The 19,619-nt window shown below is 71.7% G+C and carries 14 protein-coding genes; 3 read left to right on the top strand and 11 right to left on the bottom strand.

The features are described from left to right. Positions 1-104: 104 nt before the first annotated feature. Positions 105-1,736: an L-glutamate gamma-semialdehyde dehydrogenase gene (pruA, locus tag HYQ63_RS29880; protein WP_179936948.1), complete on the bottom strand. Its 1,632-nt coding sequence runs from the start codon at positions 1,734-1,736 to the stop codon at positions 105-107. 58 nt (positions 1,737-1,794) lie between these two features. After that, the gene (locus HYQ63_RS29875; RefSeq protein ID WP_179936947.1) at positions 1,795-2,721 is read right to left on the bottom strand and encodes a proline dehydrogenase family protein; all 927 of its coding nucleotides are present in this window, start codon (positions 2,719-2,721) and stop codon (positions 1,795-1,797) included. Between the two features lie 167 nt (positions 2,722-2,888). Here HYQ63_RS29875 and HYQ63_RS29870 point away from each other — a divergent pair, with 167 nt between their 5' ends. Continuing rightward, entirely contained in the window at positions 2,889-4,181 is a 1,293-nt protein-coding gene (locus HYQ63_RS29870) for a CdaR family transcriptional regulator (RefSeq protein WP_179936946.1), read from the top strand. A 9-nt stretch (positions 4,182-4,190) separates the two neighbouring features. On the opposite strand, the gene HYQ63_RS29865 is transcribed toward HYQ63_RS29870, so the two are convergent. Next, positions 4,191-5,420 carry a serine hydrolase gene (locus HYQ63_RS29865; protein WP_179936945.1) on the bottom strand — a complete coding sequence of 410 codons (1,230 nt, stop codon included), beginning with the start codon at positions 5,418-5,420 and terminating at the stop codon, positions 4,191-4,193. Between the two features lie 76 nt (positions 5,421-5,496). Continuing rightward, entirely contained in the window at positions 5,497-6,087 is a 591-nt protein-coding gene (locus tag HYQ63_RS29860) for a TetR/AcrR family transcriptional regulator (RefSeq protein WP_179936944.1), read from the bottom strand. Between the two features lie 143 nt (positions 6,088-6,230). Between HYQ63_RS29860 and HYQ63_RS29855 the strand changes: the two genes are divergently transcribed. After that, entirely contained in the window at positions 6,231-7,187 is a 957-nt protein-coding gene (locus HYQ63_RS29855) for a glycoside hydrolase family 6 protein (RefSeq protein WP_179936943.1), read from the top strand. Positions 7,188-7,344: 157 nt separating this feature from the next. After that, positions 7,345-8,595 carry a polysaccharide lyase family 1 protein gene (locus tag HYQ63_RS29850; protein WP_257232243.1) on the top strand — a complete coding sequence of 417 codons (1,251 nt, stop codon included), beginning with the start codon at positions 7,345-7,347 and terminating at the stop codon, positions 8,593-8,595. A 10-nt stretch (positions 8,596-8,605) separates the two neighbouring features. On the opposite strand, the gene HYQ63_RS29845 is transcribed toward HYQ63_RS29850, so the two are convergent. From HYQ63_RS29845 to HYQ63_RS29815, 7 genes are all read right to left on the bottom strand, one after another. Continuing rightward, positions 8,606-10,096 (bottom strand): MFS transporter, encoded by a 1,491-nt coding sequence (locus HYQ63_RS29845; protein ID WP_179936942.1) that lies wholly within the window; start codon positions 10,094-10,096, stop codon positions 8,606-8,608. A 43-nt stretch (positions 10,097-10,139) separates the two neighbouring features. Then, on the bottom strand, positions 10,140-10,826 hold the full coding sequence (locus tag HYQ63_RS29840; protein ID WP_257232242.1) for a TetR/AcrR family transcriptional regulator: 687 nt from the start codon (positions 10,824-10,826) through the stop codon (positions 10,140-10,142). 189 nt (positions 10,827-11,015) lie between these two features. Next, entirely contained in the window at positions 11,016-12,617 is a 1,602-nt protein-coding gene (gene serA / locus HYQ63_RS29835) for a phosphoglycerate dehydrogenase (protein ID WP_179936940.1), read from the bottom strand. A 272-nt stretch (positions 12,618-12,889) separates the two neighbouring features. Further along, positions 12,890-13,852 (bottom strand): ketol-acid reductoisomerase, encoded by a 963-nt coding sequence (ilvC, locus tag HYQ63_RS29830; protein ID WP_179936939.1) that lies wholly within the window; start codon positions 13,850-13,852, stop codon positions 12,890-12,892. A gap of 75 nt (positions 13,853-13,927) precedes the next feature. Then, on the bottom strand, positions 13,928-14,452 hold the full coding sequence (ilvN, locus tag HYQ63_RS29825) for an acetolactate synthase small subunit (RefSeq protein ID WP_044569623.1): 525 nt from the start codon (positions 14,450-14,452) through the stop codon (positions 13,928-13,930). A gap of 35 nt (positions 14,453-14,487) precedes the next feature. Then, positions 14,488-16,371 carry an acetolactate synthase large subunit gene (locus HYQ63_RS29820; RefSeq protein ID WP_179936938.1) on the bottom strand — a complete coding sequence of 628 codons (1,884 nt, stop codon included), beginning with the start codon at positions 16,369-16,371 and terminating at the stop codon, positions 14,488-14,490. 210 nt (positions 16,372-16,581) lie between these two features. Continuing rightward, positions 16,582-19,509: a bifunctional diguanylate cyclase/phosphodiesterase gene (locus HYQ63_RS29815; RefSeq protein ID WP_257232241.1), complete on the bottom strand. Its 2,928-nt coding sequence runs from the start codon at positions 19,507-19,509 to the stop codon at positions 16,582-16,584. Between the last annotated feature and the right edge of the window lie 110 nt (positions 19,510-19,619).

Raw genomic sequence — 19,619 nt, 5'->3', positions numbered from 1 at the left:
CGCCGTTGCGCCCCGCCGTTGCACCCCCTGACAGCACGCCGCCCCCGACCGGCTCGCAGCCAGGTCGAGGGCGGGGCCCAGGGGGCGCGGGTGCGCCGGGCGGGTCAGCCCATGTGCGGGTAGCGGTAGTCCGTCGGCGGGACCATCGTCTCCTTGATGGAGCGGGTGGAGGTCCAGCGCATCAGGTTCTGCTTCGCGCCCGCCTTGTCGTTGGTGCCGGACGCGCGGCCACCGCCGAAGGGCTGCTGGCCGACCACGGCACCGGTGGGCTTGTCGTTGATGTAGAAGTTGCCGGCCGCGAAGCGCAGCGCCTCGCAGGTGGCGGCGGCCGCGGCGCGGTCCTGGGCGATGACGCCGCCGGTCAGGCCGTACGCCGACGCCGACTCCATCTGCTTCAGCATCGCGTCGTACTCGGCGTCCTCGTACACGAACACACCGATGATCGGGCCGAAGTACTCGTCCTTGAAGATCTCGTTCTCCGGGTCGGTGGAGACGAGGACGGTCGGGCGGACGAAGTAGCCCTCGCTGTCGTCGTACGTGCCGCCCGCGACGATCTCGATCGTGGGGTCGGACTTCGCCCGGTCGATCGCCGCCTTGTTCTTGGCGAAGGACCGGTCGTCGATGACCGCGCCCATGAAGTTGCCGAGGTCGGTGACGGGGCCCATGGCCAGGCCGTCGACCTCCGCGGCCAGCTCCTCCTTGAAGCCGTTCTCCCACAGGGAGCGCGGGATGTAGGCGCGCGAGGCGGCGGAACACTTCTGGCCCTGGAACTCGAAGGCGCCGCGGGTCACCGCCGTCTTCAGCACCGCCGGGTCGGCGGACGGGTGGGCGACGATGAAGTCCTTGCCGCCGGTCTCGCCGACCAGCCGCGGGTACGTCTTGTAGTTCTCGATGTTGTTGCCGACCGTCTTCCACAGGTACTGGAAGGTGCGGGTGGAGCCGGTGAAGTGGATGCCCGCGAGGTCCGGGTGGGTCAGCGCCACCTCGGAGACGTCCTTGCCGTCCCCCGCGACCAGGTTGATCACACCCTTGGGCAGCCCGGCCTCCTCCAGCAGCTGCATCAGCAGCACGGCGGCGTGGGTCTGGGTCGGGGAGGGCTTCCAGACGACCGTGTTGCCCATCAGGGCGGGGGCGGTGGGGAGGTTGCCCGCGATGGCCGTGAAGTTGAAGGGCGTGATCGCGTAGACGAAGCCCTCCAGCGGCCGGTGGTCCGTGCGGTTCCAGACGCCCGGGGAGTTGGCGACCGGCTGCTCGGCCAGGATCTGGCGGGCGAAGTGGACGTTGAAGCGCCAGAAGTCGATCAGCTCACAGGGCGTGTCGATCTCGGCCTGCTGCGCGGTTTTCGACTGGCCCAGCATGGTGGAGGCCGCCATGGTCTCGCGCCACGGGCCGGACAGCAGGTCCGCGGCCTTGAGGATGACCGCGGCGCGGTCGTCGAAGCTCAGCGCGCGCCACGCGGGGGCGGCGGCCAGCGCCGCGTCGACCGCGTCCTGGGCGTCTTTCTTGGTGGCGTTCCCGTAGGTGCCGAGACGGGCCGCGTGGTTGTGCGGCTGTACGACGTCGAAGCGCTCCCCGCCACCCAGGCGCTTCTCGCCGCCGATGGTCATCGGCAGGTCGATCGGGTTGTCGGCCAGCTCCTTGAGCTTGGCCTCCAGACGGGTGCGCTCGGCGCTGCCGGGGGCATAGGTGTGCACCGGCTCGTTCACCGGCACGGGGACCTGGGTCACAGCGTCCATGATGGCCGTTGTCTCCTTCGTCGTGAGGGTCGTCGTGGTGGTCGTGAGCCGAGGGCTGTCAGCCGCGGCCGACGAGCGAGCGCAGGAAGAACGCGAGGTTCGCGGGGCGCTCGGCGAGCCGCCGCATGAAGTACCCATACCAGTCTGTTCCATACGGGACGTAAACCCGCATACGGTGGCCTTCCGCGACCAGCCGTTCCTGCTCGGCCGGACGGATCCCGTACAGCATCTGGAACTCGTACTCGTCCTTTTTGCGGCCCAGGCGGTGCGCCAGGTCCTGGGTGATGGCGACCATGCGCGGATCGTGCGATCCGATCATGGGGTAGCCCTCGCCGGACATCAGGATCTTCAGACAGCGCACGAAGGCCCGGTCCACCTCGCGCTTGTCCTGGTACGCGACCGAGGCGGGCTCGTTGTACGCGCCCTTCACGAGCCGCACCCGCGAGCCTTCCCCGGCGAGCGCGCGGCAGTCGTCCTCGGTCCGGAAGAGATACGACTGGACGACCGCGCCGGTCTGCGGGAACCGGGTGCGCAGCTCGCCGAGGATCGCGAGGGTGGAGTCCACGGTGGTGTGGTCCTCCATGTCGAGGGTGACCGTCGTGCCGGCCTCCGCGGCGGCCTCGACGACCGGGGTCACATTGGCGAGCGCGAGGTCATGGCCGCCGGGCAGCGCCTGGCCGAAGGCCGAGAGTTTCACGGACATCTCCGCGCGGGCCCCGAGCCCCTCCCCGGCGAGCGCCTCGGTCAGCGCCAGATAGGCGTCCCGGCTGCGCAGCGCCTCGGACCGGTCGGTAACGTCCTCCCCCAGGTGGTCCAGGGTGACCTCCAGGCCGTGCGAGGTGAGCCCCCGTACCGCCGCCATGGATTCGGCCAGCCGCTCCCCGGCGACGAACCGATCCACCATGGGGCGTGTGACCGGCGCGCCGCTCACGATCCGACGGATGGCAGCGCTGCGCGAAGCGGCGAGCAGCACGGGTCCCAGCACAGGGCACCTCCACGATGACGGCCGGTGAACGGCTTCAACAACTCACCGTGAAACTTAAGGATCGCGCGGAATCGGGGCCATCGACAGCTGTCACGCATCCGTGTCCGGGATCTCAGACACCTGTATGAGAGGCTGAGGTCACCGTTTGGGAAGGAGGCCGGGGCGCCATGCGCGAGGACTATCAGCAGCTGGTGGACGAGATCACCGCGACGCTCGGCGCGCCCGCGACCCTGGAGAACCGCGACTTCGCGCTGATCGCCTTCGGGGCGCAGGACAGCGACGACGCGGAGGAACCGACGCTGGACCCGGTCCGTACCCGCTCCATCCTCCAGCGCCGTTCCACGGCGGCGGTGCGGGCCTGGTTCGAGGCGTTCGGGATCGCCCGGGCACAGGCCCCGCTGCGGATCCCGCCGGACCCGGGGGCCGGGGTCTTCATGGGCCGCATCTGCCTGCCGGTGCGGCACCGCGGCGTCGTCCACGGCTATGTCTGGCTGCTGGACGACGGCCACCTCTCCGACCTGGAGCTCGGCGGCCCCGCCGGGCCGCCCCCCGACCCGCGGCTGGTCCGGGCGATGGAGACCACGGCCCGGATCGGCGCCCTGCTGGCGGCCGAGGCACGGGCCGGCGAGGAACTGGGCGAGCTGCTGCGCGAACTGCTCACCGGGCCACCGGCCACCCGCGACGCGGCCTGTTCGGGCCTGCACACCGCGCTGCGCGGCGCGGCCGACGGGCCGCTGGCGCTCGTGGCCGTCCTGCCGTGGGTTCCGGACACGGGCGAGGACCAGGACCACCCCGGCCTCCCGCATCTGCCGGGCATCGCCGCGGCCTGCGTGATCCCCGACGAGACGGCGCTGGCCGCCCTCGTCCGGCTGCGCGCCCCCACCTCCCTGGCCCCCGCCCGGGCCACCGCCGAACAGCTCCTCCGCTCGCCCCGCACGGCCGCCCCCGACAGTGCGCCGCCCGCCCATCCCCTCCACGCGCCCGGCGCCGCAGGGGCGGCCCGGGCCGCCGAGCCGCACGGCGCCGACCTGCCGTGCGGCGGCGGCCGGGAGAGCTCCGCCGGGGTCAGCGAGGCGCGGCGCGGGCTGGACGAGCTGCCCGCCGCCTGGCGCGAGGCGCTGGCCGCCGCCCGGGCCGCGCGGGCGGACGCCCGGCTCGACCCGATCGCGGAGTGGACGGCCATCGGCCCGTACCGGCTGCTGGCCACGCTCCCCCCGACCGCTCCCGACGCCGCCGTACGCCCCCTGCTGGAGCGCACGCACGCGGAACTGGCCCGCACCGCCGAAACGTTCCTGGACTGCGCGGGCCAGGCGAGCCGTACCGCCCAGATCCTCGGGATCCACCGGCAGACGCTCTACTACCGCCTCTCCCGGGTGCGCCAGCTCACCGGCCTGGACCTCGACGCGGGCGACGACCGGCTGCTCCTCCACATGGCCCTCAAGGCGGCCCGGCTCCGGTAGCCGCGGGGTTCAGCCGCAGAACTCCGCCTCGATGGCCGCCTGTTCGAGGGCGTCATCGCCCCAGTCCCCGTTCTGGTTGAGCGTGATGACGTGTTCGCCGTCGGCGGTGGCCGCCGTCCGGCTCACCGCGCCGAGGATCTCGCCCGAGTGCCCCCAGACCGTCACGCCGCACGGCGTGAGCTTCTGCGACCTGATGCCGAGGCCGTACGCCTTGCCGTCCCCCAGGTCGCGGCCGGTGAACATCTCCTTCTGCTGGGCAGGAGGCAGCAGTGCGCCGCGCAGCAGGGCGCGGAAGAAGACGTTCAGGTCGCGGGCGGTCGAGATGATCTCGCCCGCGGATCCGGAGACCGACGGGTTGAACTCGGTGGCGTCGTGGACCCGGGCGTCGGGGCCGGCGACGAAGAGCGTGGAGTAGTGCCGCGGGTGCGGGCCGGGCAGCCACGGCGAGGTGCCGGGAAGCGCGGTCCCGCGCAGGCCGAGCGGCTTGATGATGCGGCGCTCCACTTCCGTGGCGTAGGCGTGGCCCGTGGCCCTCTCGATGACCATTCCGGCCAGGATGTAGTTGGTGTTGGAGTAGTCCCAGCCACCGTTCGGGGCGAAGACCGGCTCGTGCGCGAGGGCGGTCCGCACCAGGTTCTTGGGCGTGGCGCCGTCGTACCGGTGGGCGAAGAACGCCGTGCCGGTGTACTTGGCGCGGAGGGCGGCGTCGTCGAGGAAGTCGTAGAGCCCGCTGGTGTGCTGGAGCAGTTGGCGCAGGGTGATGCGGCGCCCGTCGTTGCCGTTGCCGCGCACCAGGCCCGGCAGCCACTTCTCGACCGTGTCGTCGATCGACAGGCCGTACGCGGGGTCGGCGGCGAGCTGGAGCAGGACGGTGGCGGTGAAGGGCTTGGTCACGCTGCCGACGCGGAACCGGTCCTGCGGCAGCCGCGGGCGGCCGGTGCGAAGGTCCCCCACGCCGGACGCGCCGTACCAGACCTCGTCCGCGCGGTCGGCCCGGGCCAGGACGCCGGGGGTGCCCGCGCGGGTGATCGCGTCGAGGGCGTCCTGCGTCGCGGAGTGAGTCGCGGGGTGAGTCGCGGGGTGAGTCGCGGAGTGAGGGGAACGGGGGGTGGCGGCGCGCGGTGCCGCGGCGGCCGGGACGACCGCCGTCGCGACGACCGCTCCCGCCAGTGCGAGGACGGCCAGGGCGCGGGGCAGACGGGGTAGGCGGAGCGGGCGGGATAAGGCGTACGGGGCCATGCGGGTCCTCCGTCGTCGGATGGATTCCGGCACGGGGAAGGACTCCGGACCGTGGCTCAGGGTTGACGCCGCTCGCTCAGGCAGACGGATCCGGCGGCCCGCCGCCGAGGACGCGGCGCATCGCCTCGATCAGCTCCCGGGCGTCGGGGGTGAGTCCCGGGTTCAGGGCCTGCTGGACGACCATCCCGCTCACCAGGGTCATGTAGAACGAGCCCAGCACCCGGGAGCTCTCCTCGTCGACCTCGCGCTCGTCGATGCCGTGAAAGAGCCCCACCAGCGCCTGACGTGCCTCCGGCTGGGCGCGGTCGAACGCCTCCCGCAGCGCCGGATCGTGCTCGGCCTGCATGACGGCCTCCAGCTGGGCCCGCCACATCGCCTGGTGCTTGCCGAACAGTTCGAGGGCCCGGGACCAGCCCGACTCGAAACGCTCCGTCAACTCGCCGCCGACCGCCGCGTCCTCGAGGGACGCCTGGACCTCGTCGGCCCAGTCGCTCATGGCCGCGAACAGCGCCTCCCGCATGAGGGCGTCCTTGGAACCGTAGTGGTAGCCGATGGACGCCAGATTGGCCCCCGAGGCGGCCACGATGTCCCGCGCGGTCGTGCGTGACCAGCCCTTTTCCAGCAGGCAGCGCTTCGCCCCGGCGAGCAGATCCTCTCGATGTCCCATGGCGTCAGCCTATCCCGGCCCCATACAAGCGTCTAAGACGCCCGTATGGCGGGACGCCGGGGACGGCAACCTTCCCGCGTGCGGCGGCAACCAGGAGGTAGTCCCGGTCCCCGTCCCCCGGTCCGCGAGAGGACTGATGCACCGTGCGCCTCATCAGAGCGTTGGCGGCCGCCGCACTCGCCACCACCATCCTGGCCGGCGCGGGCCATGCACCCCGCGCCGCCGCGGGCGAACTCCCCTCCGCCACCGCCTTCTTCAACCACCCCGAGTCGCTCGTCAACAAGTGGGTCGCCGCCAACCCGAACGACTCCCGCCGGGCCCGCATCGCCTCGCGGATCGCCTCCCAGCCCCAGGCCGTCTGGTTCTCGCGGTACTCCCCCGGCACCGTCACCGAGGACGTCCGCAAGATCACCTCGGCCGCCTCCGCCAAGGGCCAGGTCCCCGTGCTCGTCGCGTACCAGCTCCCCAACCGCGACTGTGGCGGCGCCTCCGCCGGCGGGGCCCCCGATCTGGCGAGCTACGACGCCTGGGTGCGCGGCTTCGCCGCCGGGCTGGGCAGCGGGCCCTCGATCGTCATCCTCGAACCGGACTCGATCGCGCTCATCAGCTGTCTGTCGCCCGCCGAACTGAGCGGCCGCTACGCCTCGCTCGCCCGCGCCTCGGCCGCCATCCACGCCGCCGCGCCCAAGGCCCGGGTGTACTTCGACGCCGGTCACTCCGCCTGGAACAGCCCCGCCGTCCAGGCCTCCCGGCTGCGCTCGGCGGGCCTGCTGAGCAGCGGCGACGGCATCTACAGCAATGTCTCCAACTACCGCCGCACCGGCGACGAGGTGGCCTTCGCCAAGAGCGTGCTCGCCCAGCTCGGCAGCTCCTCGGGCCTCACCGCGGTCATCGACACCAGCCGCAACGGCAACGGTCCCGCGCCCGACAACGCCTGGTGCGACCCGCGCGGCCGCAAGGTCGGCGAGAACCCCACGGCCACCACCGGCGACGCGGCCATCGACGCCTACCTGTGGGTCAAGCCGCCGGGCGAACTGGACGGCTGCGCGGGGGCGGCGGGCGCGTTCTCACCGGACTACGCGTACGAGATGGCGGGCTGAGGGTGCCTCACCGGATGCGCCGATTCGCGTACGCCGCGACGGCCGCGCTCCTGTCACCGCAGCCCTTTCGGCCGTACCGGACCGGCCCACCGGCTGGGCCACTGCGGGCCCCGGCACCACCGGAGGCGCGGGCGCCGCCCCCGACAGCGTCCATGTGGTGCGCACCCGCGCCGAACTGAAGGCCGCCCTCGCCAACCACGGCGATCCGACCGCGCCCAAGGTCATCCGCGTGCGCGGGCACCTGGGCGGCAACGAGACCGACGACGGCCGTCTCCTGGGCGCCCAGGACTACGCCCCCGGCTGGGACCTGCGCCGCTACATGGACTGCTTCGGTCCCGACGGTACGTCCTGGAGCGACGACCGCTACGAGTGGTGCAAGCGGATGCGTACGCTCCGCGTCACCGGCTCGAACGCCCAGAAGCAGCAGATCCAGCTCACCGTGCCCAGCAACACCACGCTCCTGGGCACGGGCAGGGACGCGGCCCTGCTCGGCGTCCATCTGACCATCAACACCGGCCGGAACATCGTCATCCGCGACCTTCGCTTCGAAGCCCCCACCGACCACTTCCCCAGCTGGGACCCGGGCGACGGCGCGACCGGCGCCTGGAACGCGCGCTTCGACGCGCTGTCGATCGTCACCGGCCGCAACATCTGGATCGACCACTGCGCCTTCTCCGACGGCCGCTACCCCACCAGCCGGGCCACCGTCGGATTCCACGGCAAGCGCGTCGAACACCACGACGGGCTCCTGGACATGGAGGACGGCACGGACTTCGTCACCGTCTCCTACAACCGCTTCAGCGACCACGAGAAGACCCTGCTGATCGGCTCCGGCGACGGCAAGGGCGACCGCGACCGCGGCCATCTGCGGATCACCTTCCACCACAACCTGTTCTCCGACACCGCCCAGCGCAGCCCCCGCGTCCGGTTCGGGCAGGTGCACACGTACAACAACTACTTCCGCGGCTCCACCGACGACCCCGACTACCCGATGCGCGGTCAGGCCCTCGGCGGCAGCTCCTACTTCCTGGGCGCCGGGCTCGAGTCGAAGATCGTCTCCGAACACGACGTCTTCACCCACACCGGCCCGGGCGCCTCCCCCGACATCACGGTGACCACCCTCCACGGCCACCAGTTCTCGGCCACCGGCGCCTCGTACAACGGCCGCCGCGTCGACCTGAACCGCATCGCCCGAGCGAAGTTCGAGACCGAAGCGGCCAAGGCCCGAGCGGAGGCCGAGTCCGCGGGCACCCCACCACCCGAGTGGGCCCTGCGCACCTTCACGACGGACCCCGGCTGGACCCCCGCCGACGTCTACCGCTACCGCCCGCAGCATTCGCCGCGGGCGGTCATCCGAACGGTGCTGCGCGAGGCGGGACCGGCCCTCACGCGGACGGCCCGGCGTTGACGTACCTGCGTCAGCCCAGGTGTACGGCGGCGGACGGGGCGGCGTGGGCGGACTTGTCGCGGGGCGGGCGCGGGGTGTTCATCAGTACGCCCACCACCACCGCTGCCGCCGTGAGGATCACCGACGACCAGACGAACGCGTGTGAGAAGCCCTCGACCAGTCCCTCCTTGGCGGTCTCCGGCGTCATGCGGCGGGCGTGCTCGCGCAGGTAGTCGGAGGTCGCGCTGGTGGCAATGGTGTTGAGCATCGCCGTGCCGATCGAACCGCCGATCTGCTGGGCCGTGTTCACCGTGGCGGAGGCGATGCCCGCGTCCTGCGGCCGCACGCCGTGGGTCGCGTAGTTCATCGAGGGGGCCATCACCAGGCCCATGCCGAAGCCGACGAGGAGTTCGGAGGGCAGCACGCCCGCCGCGTACGAGCTGGTGGCGTCCAGCGGGACCAGCAGCGCCACCCCGGTGGCCGCGATCAGCAGACCGGGCACCACCAGCGCCCGCGGCGGCACCTTGGGGATGAGGCGGGCCGCGACGCCGCCCGCGGCGGCCAGCACCGCCGCGGTCATCGGCAGGAAGGCCACGCCGGTGACCAGCGCCGAGTACCCCTTGACGATCTGCATGTAGTAGGTGAGGAAGAGGAACATCGCGAACATGCCGACCACCGACAGGCCGACCGCCAGATAGGCGCTGCCCCGGGTACGGTCCGCGACCACCCGGATCGGCAGCAGGGGATGGGCGGTGCGCCGCTCCACCAGGGCGAAGGCGGCGAGCAGCACCACGCCCAGGATGAGCAGCCCGGTCACCAGCCGGGAGTCCCAGCCCTCGGACTCGGCCTCGCTGCATCCGTAGACCAGCGACACCAGACCGGCGACGGCCAGCACCACTCCGGGGATGTCGAAGCGCGCCCGCTCCGCCGCGGGCCGGTCGGCGGGCAGGACGGACCAGCTGAACGCCGCGAGGACGGCGATCGGCACGTTGACGTACAGGCACCAGCGCCAGTCCAGGTACTCGGTCAGCAGCCCGCCGACGACCAGGCCGATCGCACCCCCGCCCGCCGCGATCGCGCCGAAGATGCCGAATGCCTTGGCGCGCTCGCGCGCCTCGGTGAAGTTCACGGCCAGCAGCGACAGCGCCGACGGGGCGAGCAGCGCGGCGAAGGCGCCCTGGAGCGCACGGGCGCCGAGCAGCATGCCGAGCCCCTGGGCGGCGCCGCCGAGCGCGGAGGCCCCGGCGAAGCCGATCAGACCGACCAGGAATGCGCGCCTGCGGCCGGTGTAGTCGGCGATCCGGCCGCCGAACAGCAGCAGGCTGCCGAAGGCCAGGGTGTACGCGGTGATGACCCACTGCCGGTCACCGGCGGAGATGCCCAGATCGCGCTGGGCGGAGGGCAGGGCGATGTTCACGATGGTGATGTCGAGAACGATCACCAGCTGGGCGAGGCCGATGAAGAGCAGGGCGAGCCAGCGCCGGGGGTTGGCCTCGGGCGGTATGGCTGAGGGCTCGGACATGAGGGTGCCTTTCTGGTCGTGCGGTGCGGGCGTCGGGCGGTGATCAGTCGACGGCGGCACGGGCGTCGTCGATCACTCGCTCCCGGATGTGGGTGAAGGCGGCGGCGTCCACGGCCGGGCCGCCGAGGGCGGTGGTGGGCCGCGGGGAGCCGCTGGGGCGCAGCCCGTCCACGTACAGATCGAGCTGGCGGTGGGCGAGGGCGTCATCGTCCGGGATGCGGCCCCCGCCGGGCAGCGGCCGCGTCAGCCGGATGATCATCAGGACGATGTCGCCGAAGACGACATCGGGGCGGATCGCACCGGCCGCGCGGCCGCGGGCGAGGAGGCGGTCGACGGTCTCGACGGGGTCGGCGGCGTCGCCGTGCATCCGGCCGAAGAGTTCGTCGGCGGTGAAGTGGCCCAGCAGCGCCGGCACCACCGAGCCGATCTTGAGGTCGAGGGCGGCGTGCATGAAGCGCCGCAGGGCGTCGGCCGGGTCGCCCTCCGTCTCGGCGGCGTGCCGCGCGGCCGCGTCCACCGCGGTGAAGACCTCGGCGGCCACGCCGCGGCAGAGGTCGGGGCGGGTGGGAAACCGCCGGTAGAGGGTGGCGATGCCGACCCCGGCGCGCCGGGCGATCTCGTCGAGCGGGGCGTCCGGCCCCTGGTCGGCGAAGACCTCACGGGCGGCGCGCAGGATCTGCTCGCGGTTGCGGCGCGCGTCGGCGCGCATGCGGGGAGCGTCATCGGACACGGGGGGTCTCCTGCGAAGGGCACACACAGAGCTATGTGGAGACTTTTTCTCCACATAGCTGAGAGCGTAGCGCCGCTCGCCACCTTATTCAACAGGCGATGAAAAAGAACTCGCCGGGGAACCGAAAAGGGCCCGGCCCCCGCGGGAAGCGGAGGCCGGGCCCTTGAGAACGCGCAGGCGCTACACGGCTCAGACCAGGTTGACCGAACGGGCCGACGTGGCGCCGATCTCCTCGGCGATCTCGGTGAGCACGCTCTGCGGAATCGTGTCGTCCACGGTCAGCGCGACCAGCGCCGCACCGCCCACCGCGGCACGCGAGACCTGCATGCCCGCGATGTTGATGCCCGCCTCGCCCAGGATGCGGCCGAGCGTGCCGACGACGCCGGGACGGTCCGTGTAGCGGAGGAAGGCCATGTGGTCGGCGAGCGCCAGGTCGACGTCGTACTCCCCGACCGCGACGATCTTCTGGAGGTTCTTGGGACCGGCCAGCGTGCCGGAGATCGAGACCTCGTCACCGTCGGCCAGGGTGCCGCGCACGGTCACCACGTTGCGGTGCTCGGTCGACTCCGAGCTGGTGGTCAGCCGCACCTCGACGCCGCGCTCCTGCGCGAACAGGGGGGCGTTCACGTAACTCACGGTCTCGTCGACGATGTCCTCGAAGACGCCCTTGAGCGCGGACAGCTCCAGCACCTTGACGTCATGCTGGGTGATCTCGCCGTAGACCTCGACGTCGAGCCGGACCGCGACCTCGCCCGCGAGCGCGGTGAAGATCCGCCCCAGCTTCTCGGCCAGCGGCAGCCCGGGGCGGACGTCCTCGGCGATCACGCCGCCCTGCACGTTCACCGCGTCCGGGACCAGCTCGCCCGCGAGGGCCAGCCGCACCGAGCGCGCGACCGCGATGCCCGCCTTCTCCTGGGCCTCGCCGGTGGAGGCGCCCAGGTGCGGGGTGGCGACCACGTTGTCGAACTCGAACAGCGGGGAGTCGGTGCACGGCTCCTTGGAGAACACGTCCAGACCGGCACCGGCCACCCGGCCCTCCTTGAGGGCCGCGGCCAGCGCCGTCTCGTCGACGATCCCGCCGCGGGCGGCGTTGACGATGCGGACGTCCGGCTTGACCCTGCGCAGCGCCTCGTCGCCGATCAGGCCGACCGTCTCGGGGGTCTTGGGCAGGTGGACGGTGATGAAGTCCGAGACCTCGAGCAGCTCGTCGAGGGTGAGCAGCTTCACGCCCATCTGAGCGGCGCGCGCGGGCTGCACGTACGGGTCGTACGCGACGACCTTCATGCCGAAGGCGGACATGCGCTGGGCGACCAGGACGCCGATGCGGCCGAGGCCGACGACGCCGAGGGTCTTCTCGCTCAGCTCCACACCGGTGTACTTGCTGCGCTTCCACTCGCCGTTCTTCAGGGCGGCGTTCGCCTGCGGGATGTTGCGGGCGGTGGCGACCAGCAGGCCGCAGGCCAGCTCGGCGGCGGTGACGATGTTGGACGTCGGCGCGTTGACGACCATGACGCCCGCCTTGGTGGCGGCGGAGACGTCCACATTGTCCAGGCCGACGCCCGCGCGGGCGACCACCTTCAGCTTCTTCGCCGCGGCGATGGCTTCCGCGTCGACCTTGGTCGCGCTGCGGACGAGGATCGCGTCCACGTCGGCAAGGGCGGGAAGCAGTTCGTCTCGGTCCGCGCCGTTGCAGCTCCGGATCTCGAAATCCGGGCCCAGGGCGTCGACCGTGGCGGGCGACAGCTCTTCGGCGATGAGTACGACAGGTTTACCGGGGGAAGCAGTGCTCACGTGGTCTTCAGTCCTCACTAGTCCTCAGCGGACGGCCGTCCCGACGGCCGCAGGCGGTGAAGGGTTCCAGCCGCGTGGAAGACGCACGACGCTGTGAGCCTGACGCGTTTGTTGCAGGAAAGTGTAGTAGCGCTCGGGCCTGTGTAATGCGCCAATGCGGCAGGATCACCCGCACGTGGTGGTGCGCGGCGGACAAAGCCGAACCGGGTGCGGCGGGGGTTCCACGGAACCCCCGCCACACCCGGGGCACGGCCGCCGCGCCGTCCGGGCGCTTACGCCTCGTCGTCGACCCAGCTCATGAGCTTGCGCAGCTCCTTGCCCGTGGTCTCCAGGAGGTGGTCCTCGTCCGCCTTCTTCAGCTCGTTGTACTTCGGCAGGCCGGCGTTGTACTCCGCCATCCAGTTCTTGGCGAAGGTGCCGTCCTGGATCTCGCCGAGGATCTTCTTCATCTCGGCCTTGGTGGAGTCGTTGATGAGAGACGTAGTCGCGGCGGTCTCGATCGACCAGCGCATCTTCTCCATGAGGTCCACGATCAGCTTCAGCTCGTGGAGGCACTCGAAGTACGCGATCTCCGGCTGGTAGCCGGCCTCGGTCAGGGTCTCGAACCCGGCCTTGACCAGCGCCGCGGTGCCACCGCACAGCACCGCCTGCTCACCGAAGAGGTCGGTCTCGGTCTCCTCGGTGAAGGTGGTCTTGATGACACCGGCCCGGGTGCCGCCGATGCCCTTGGCGTACGAGAGGGCGAGCGCGAAGGCGTTGCCCGTGGCGTCCTGCTCGACGGCCGCGATGCACGGCACGCCGCGGCCCTCCTCGTACTGGCGGCGGACCAGGTGGCCCGGGCCCTTGGGGGCGACCATGCAGACGTCGACGTTGGCCGACGGCTTGATGAAGTCGTACCGGATGTTGAGGCCGTGGCCGAAGAACAGCGCGTCGCCGTCCTTGAGGTTGTCCTTCACGGACTCCTCGTAGACCTTGGCCTGGATCGGGTCCGGGACCAGGATCATGATGACGTCGGCCTCGGCGGCCGCCTCGGCGGGGGTCACCACGCGCAGGCCCTGCTCCTCGGCCTTGGCCTTGGACTTGGAGCCCTCGTGCAGGCCGACGCGGACGTCGACGCCCGAGTCGCGCAGCGACAGCGCGTGGGCGTGGCCCTGGCTGCCGTAGCCAAGGATCGCGACCTTGCGGCCCTGGATGATGGACAGGTCGGCGTCGTCGTCGTAGAACAGCTCGGCCACTTCGGGTTTCTCCTAGCGTGTGGGTTGTGCGTCCCACCGTATGACGGGCGGGCGGGTGAAGGTTCGGGGGTCTCGTCAGGCGGACCGGTCGAGCGCGCGCAGGCTCCGGTCGGTGATGGAGCGGGCGCCGCGCCCTATGGCGATCGTGCCGGACTGCACCAGCTCCTTGATGCCGTACGGTTCCAGCATCTTGAGCATGGCTTCGAGCTTGTCGCTGCTGCCGGTGGCCTCGATGGTCACGGCCTCCGGGGAGACGTCCACGGTCTTGGCGCGGAACAGCTGGACGATCTCGACGATCTGGGAGCGGGTCTCGTTGTCGGCGCGGACCTTCACGAGAACGAGTTCCCGCTGAATGGCCGAGCCGTCCTCCAGCTCCACGATCTTCAGGACGTTGACGAGCTTGTTGAGCTGCTTGGTGACCTGCTCCAGCGGGAGCTCCTCGACATTGACCACGATGGTGATGCGGGAGATGTCGGGGTGCTCGGTGACGCCCACGGCGAGCGAGTCGATGTTGAAGCCGCGGCGGGAGAACAGGGCGGCGATCCGGGCGAGGATGCCGGGGGTGTTCTCCACCAGGACGGAGAGCGTGTGCTTGGACATGCGGTGCGTCTCTCTTCTTCTCTCGGCCCCGGGCCTCAGTCGTCTTCGCTGTCGCCGAAGTCCGGGCGGGTGTCGCGCGCCGCCAGGATCTCGTCGTTGGAGGTGCCGGCCGCGACCATCGGCCAGACCATGGCGTCCTCGTGGACGATGAAGTCCACGATCACCGGCCGGTCGTTGATCGCGTTGGCCTTCTCGATCACGGCGTCGAGGTCGGCCGGGTCCTCGCAGCGGATGCCGATGCAGCCCATGGCCTCGGCGAGCTTCACGAAGTCCGGGACCCTGGTGCCCGCGCTGGGCTGGGCGGTGGCCCCCGCGGCGGAGCCGCTATTGGACGCTGTGGGGCCGGAGTGCAGCACGGTGTTGGAGTAGCGCTGGTTGTAGAACAGGGTCTGCCACTGGCGGACCATCCCCAGCGCGCCGTTGTTGATGATCGCGACCTTGATCGGGATGTTGTTCAGCGCGCAGGTGACCAGCTCCTGGTTGGTCATCTGGAAGCAGCCGTCCCCGTCGATCGCCCAGACCGTACGGTCCTCCGCACCGGCCTTGGCGCCCATGGCGGCCGGGACGGCGTAGCCCATGGTCCCGGCGCCGCCGGAGTTCAGCCAGGTCGCGGGCTTCTCGTACTGGATGAAGTGGGCGGCCCACATCTGGTGCTGGCCGACGCCCGCGGCGAAGACCGTGCCCTCCGGGGCCAGCTCACCGATCCGCTGGATGACCTGCTGCGGCGACAGGCTGCCGTCCTCGGGCAGGTCATAGCCGAGCGGGTAGGTCTCGCGCCACCGGTTCAGGTCCTCCCACCAGCCGGTGTAGTCACCCGTGTGGCCCGCGTCGTGCTCGGCCTGGACCGCGACGACCAGGTCCGCGATGACCTCGCGGGCGTCACCGACGATCGGCACGTCGGCGGCGCGGTTCTTGCCGATCTCCGCCGGGTCGATGTCCGCGTGCACGATCTTGGCGTACGGGGCGAACGAATCGAGCTTGCCGGTGACCCGGTCGTCGAAGCGCGCGCCGAGCGCCACGATCAGGTCCGCCTTCTGGAGGCTGGTGACGGCGGCGACGGTACCGTGCATGCCCGGCATGCCGAGGTGCAGGGGGTGGCTGTCGGGGAAGGCCCCGAGCCCCATCAGGGTGGTGGTGACCGGCGCCCCGGTCAGCTCGGCCAGCACCCGCAGCTCGGCGGTGGCATGCGCCTTGAGGACGCCGCCGCCGACGTACAGCACCGGGCGCTCGGCCTGGCTGATCAGCCGGGCGGCCTCGCGGATCTGCTTGGCGTGGGGCTTGGTCACCGGGCGGTAGCCGGGCAGGTCGGTCTGCGGCGGCCAGGAGAAGGTGGTCTTGGCCTGGAGCGCGTCCTTGGCGATGTCGACCAGGACCGGGCCGGGGCGGCCGGTGGCGGCGATGTGGAACGCCTCGGCGATCGTGCGCGGGATGTCCTCGGCCTTGGTGACCAGGAAGTTGTGCTTGGTGATCGGCATCGTGATGCCGCAGATGTCCGCCTCCTGGAAGGCGTCCGTGCCGATCGCCTTGGAGGCCACCTGACCGGTGATCGCGACGATCGGGACCGAGTCCATGTGGGCGTCGGCGATCGGGGTGACCAGGTTGGTGGCGCCGGGGCCCGAGGTCGCCATGCAGACGCCGACCTTGCCGGTGGCCTGGGCGTAACCGGTGGCGGCGTGGCCCGCACCCTGCTCGTGGCGGACGAGTACGTGCCTGACCTTCGAGGAGTCCATCATCGGGTCGTACGCGGGGAGGATCGCACCGCCGGGAATCCCGAAGACGGTGTCGGCGCCCACCTCCTCGAGCGAACGGATGAGGGACTGCGCGCCCGTGACGTGCTCGACGGTGGCGGACTGCGGTCCGCCGTTACGGGCCCGCGGCTGGGGATGATGGGCCCCGGAGGCCTGCTCGGTCATCGGCATTCTCTTCTCGAATGAGGTGTGATGCGGGGAGGAAGGCGGTGCACAGGCGTCAGTGCAACAAAAAACCCCTCGTGCCGTGAGGCAAGCGAGGGGAGCGCGCCGGTGAGGGTCCGCAGGTCTGCAACATGAGCCTGCTCAGCCGACGCGCTGTCCAAGTACGAGAATTCGGGTGCGCATGGCTCCGACCCTCCCCCCCGCGCGTATCAGGTGTCAAGTGGGTGGGACAGGAGTCTCAGTATTTGAGCGGGTCGGCGGGTGGGTGTGCGCCGCCTCCGGGCGGCGGGGCCCATGCCCGCCGTATCCGCCGTGCCGCACCGGCAACCCGCCGCCGACCAGCACCGGAGCGTCCGAGCGCGGCACAGGATAGCTGCCGCGGGTCAGCGCCCGGCGCAGCCGGTGCTCGTCCAGCGGCCCGCTGAAGGCCATGCCCTGGGCGTGGGTGCACCCCATGCCGCGCAGGGTCACCAGCTGCTCGGGCAGGTCCACGCCCTCCGCGATGGACTGCATCCCGAGGTCGCCGCCGATCCTCAGCAGCCCTGAGGTGATCTTGTGCAGCCGGGACGACTCCACCACCCCCTCGACCAGCCCCTGATCCAGCTTGAGCACATCGATGGGAAGCCTGCGCAGCGCCCTGATCGCGGCATAGCCGCTGCCGAACCCGTCGAGGGCGATCCGCACCCCCAGTCGGCGCAGCGCGCCGAGGCGGTGCTCCAGCTCGTCCAGCGGCACCCTGGGGTCGCTGTCGGTCAGCTCCAGGATCAGCGCACCGGACGGCAGCCCGTGCCGGGCGAGCAGGGTCTCGACGGCCTTGGGCGGCATCGACTTGTCGACCAGCCGCCCGGCGGGCAGCCGTACGCAGACGGGGAGCACATGGCCGTCGCGGCGGCGCTGGGCGGCCTGTTCGACGGCGGCCTCCAGCGTCCAGCGGGTCAGCTCGGCGGTGCGGGCGCCTTCCTCGCCGGCGCGGCCGTGGTCGCCGCCGCGCCCGTTGTTGTCGGCGACCCTCAGGAACTCGGCCGGGGTGAACAGGATGCCCTGGGCCGAGCGCCAGCGGGGCTGCGCCGCGACGGCGGTGACCCGGCCGGTCGCCAGCTCCACGACGGGCTGGTGCAGCAGCACGAACTCGCCGTCGTGCAGGGCTGCGCGCAGCCGCGTCTGGACCTCGGCGCGGCGCGCCACCTCGGCCTGCATCTGCGGGGCGTACAGCTCGACCCGGTTCTTCCCGGCGGCCTTGGCCCGGTACATGGCCAGGTCGGCGTTGCGCATCAGGGCGCCGGGGCTGGTGCCGGGCTCGGCGAAGGCGACGCCGATGCTGGCGGCGACCCGCACCTCGGTGCCGCCCTCCACCCGGTACGGCTGGGAGAGCCGGGCCCGCAGCCGGTCGGCGATCTCCAGGATGCGGCATTCGCGGGTGCTGGTGTCATCGGCGCCGTCGCCCACGATGAGGGCGGCGAACTCGTCGCCCCCGAGCCGGGCGGCGCAGTCGCCGGAGCCGGACCGCACGGACTCCTGGAGCCGGCGGGCGGCCTGGACCAGCAGCTCGTCGCCCGCCTGGTGGCCGACGGTGTCGTTGACGGCCTTGAAGCCGTCGAGGTCGATGAAGAGTACGGCGGTGCCCGCGTCGGTGCGGCGGCGCCCGCCGACCGCGTGCCGGACGCGCTTGGTGAACAGGGCGCGGTTGGGCAGGTCGGTGAGCGGGTCGTGCTCGGCGCTGTGCTGGAGCTGGGCCTGGAGCCGGACCCGCTCGGTGACATCGCGGCTGTTGAAGATCAGGCCGCCGTGGTGGCGGTTGACCGTCGACTCCACGTTGAGCCAGTCGCCGGAGCCGGAGCGGAAGCGGCACTCGATACGGGTGGTGGGCTCCTCGCACGGCGATGCGGCCAGGAACCGGCGCACCTCGTGGACCACCGGGCCCAGGTCCTCGGGGTGGATGAGCGAGGCCAGTTCGGAGCCCTCCAGCTCGCCCGCGTCCCGCCCGTAGACGCCGGAGGCGGCCGGGCTGACGTACCGCAGGATGCCGGTGGGCGCGGCGATCATGATCACATCGCTGGAGCTCTGCACCAGGGAGCGGAAGTGGTTCTCCGCCTGCGCCAGCTCCTGGGTGAGCGCGATGTTGTCCATCAGCATGATCGCCTGCCGGACGAGGAGGGCGAGCACGACCGCGCAGGCGGTGAAGAGCACCACCCCGTCGACCGGGCGGCCGTCCATCAGGTTGAACAGGATGCCCAGGGTGCAGACGGCGGCGGCGAGATACGGCGCCAGGGCGGCGAAGGCACCCGCGGTGGGACGGCTCCGCCCCTCGGGGCGGCGCGCAGCGGGCGGCGGGGGCTCGGCGGCGTCCCGCCGGGCCACCCAGGGCGCGTACGCCAGCAGCATCGACCCGGCGAACCAGCCCGCGTCCAGGATCTGGCCGGAGCGGTAGTGGTCGTGCAGCAGCGGCGACGTGAACAGCGCGTCGCACAGCACGGTCAGGGCGAACGCGCCGATCGCGGTGTTGACCGCCGGCCGACTGGCCGACGACGAGCGCCGGAAGTGCAGCACGATCACCATGCTGACCAGCACGATGTCCAGCAGCGGATAGGCGAGCGAGAAGGCCCTGCGGGCCACGCTCTCGGCGTCCCCGCCGAACGGCCCGGTGTGGGCGAGGGCGAGGCTCCAGGACAGGGTGATCAGGGATCCGGCGATCAGCCAGGCGTCCAGCCCCAGGCAGATCCATCCGGCCCGGTTCTCCGGGCGCTTGGCGAGCACCAGCATCCCCACGATCGCGGGCGGCGCGAAGAGGAGGAAGCAGACGTCGGCGAACGAGGGGGTGGGCACGGGGCGGCCCAGCACCACCTCGTACCAGCCCCAGGTGCCGTTGCCCAGCGCGGTCATGGCGGACGAGGCCGCGAACAGCAGCCAGGCCGGGCGCATCCGCCCCGAGTTCCGGCGCCCGTGCCACAGGCAGGAGGCCGCGGCGGCGAGGGCGGCCGCGGCGAGGCCGAAGTCGCCCATGAAGACGGCCAGTTCGGACGATCCCCAGCCGAGCACCGCGCCCACCGCGTATCCGCCGCAGACCAGGGCCAGGACGACCTGCGGCAGCAGCCGGGCGCCGCCGGAGACCGCCGGACGGGCGAGCACCGCTCCGGTGGCGCTCACCGCACTGCCGCCCGTCGTGTGAAGGGGCGCGGCTCCGCGAGCCGTATCCCCGTGAGCCTCGTCATCGAGAGCCGCGCGGCTGCGCGGAAAAGTCGCGGTCGACGCCTGAG

The sequence above is a fragment of the Streptomyces sp. Rer75 genome, assembly GCF_013414305.1.
Taxonomy (GTDB): Bacteria; Actinomycetota; Actinomycetes; order Streptomycetales; family Streptomycetaceae; genus Streptomyces; species Streptomyces himastatinicus.
This window is presented reverse-complemented; position numbering and strand designations above follow the sequence as displayed.